At 61.8% G+C, this 1,090-nt stretch carries 1 protein-coding gene; it reads right to left on the bottom strand.

Going from position 1 to position 1,090, the window contains the following annotated elements:
• Positions 1-33: 33 nt before the first annotated feature.
• Positions 34-987, bottom strand: a complete 954-nt coding sequence (locus ACW5E8_RS14775; RefSeq protein WP_456966301.1) for an IS30 family transposase — start codon at positions 985-987, stop codon at positions 34-36.
• Positions 988-1,090: the final 103 nt, after the last annotated feature.

The raw sequence follows: 1,090 nt of genomic DNA, 5'->3' as shown, positions 1-1,090 counted from the left end.
GGTGAATTCAACCACCAAGTGCGACAGTCCTGATCAGGCGCGGATTCGCTGTTCGGGCGTTTCATAGTCGTAGCGCTTCCTCGGTCTGGTATTGAGTTTGTGGGCGATCGCATCGCACTGCTTCTGGGTCAGCTTCGCCATGCTCTTTCCCTTTGGCAGGTACTGGCGAACGAGTCCGTTGGTGTTCTCATTGGTGCCACGCTGCCAGGGGTGATGGGGACGCGCGAAGTAAACCGTCGCACCCGTAGCGATCTCGATCTCGGCATAGCCATGGAACTCGGTACCGTTGTCCGAGGTGATCGTTAGGCAGGGCAGCGGCGCAGCCTTGATCATCTCGATGACACGGCGGTTCAACGCCTTGGTCGTGCGGTTTGGTAGCTTGCCGATCATCAGGTAGCCGGTGGCGCGCTCGACCAGGGTCACGATGCAGGGTTTCTCCCACGATGCCCCCATGACCGTATCGATTTCCCAGTGGCCAACCTCGAGCCGCGCTTCGATCTCGACAGGCCGCTCCTCGATCATGCGCTTGCCCTGCAGCCTTCCGCGACGCTCCAGCCCGTAGTGCCGCTTACGGCGCTTGTAGCGGCGACGCAGCTCCAGATACAGCGTGCCGCCCGCACGCCAGTCGCGCCGTACGTGTCGGTAGATGGACTGGAAGCTGATCGCAAACTCGTCCTGCCGAAGTACGCCAGCGATCTGCTCGGGACTCCATTGCTGCATCAGCAGCGCCTCGACACGGGCGTACTGCAACGGCGCATGGTGCGGGCCGCGGCGGCTTCGTCGGAGCCGTCCGTTCCGACGCTCCTGGGCCTTGCTGTAGCAGTAGTGTCCGCCCTTGGGGCAGGGCGTCAGGTTGCGCTTGATCTCGCGGTAGATCGTGCTCCTGTGGCGGCCCAGGATCTGGGCGATCTCGGCCACGCTGTGCCTGGTCTTGCGGAGCTTGGAGATCAGGTATCGTTCGTCTCTGGTGAGCTGGCAGTACTTCACGGTCGGGGCTCCTTTCTTGCCGGATAAGAGTCCCTTCCAGTCTGCCAGCTCACCTCTCCTTTTCGGGGCGCTGGATTTGTCGCACTTAGTCTGGCAATTTCTG

Source organism: Luteimonas sp. A649, from assembly GCF_054072735.1.
Note: the sequence above shows the minus strand (reverse complement) of the source record. Positions and strands in the feature narration are given on the sequence as shown.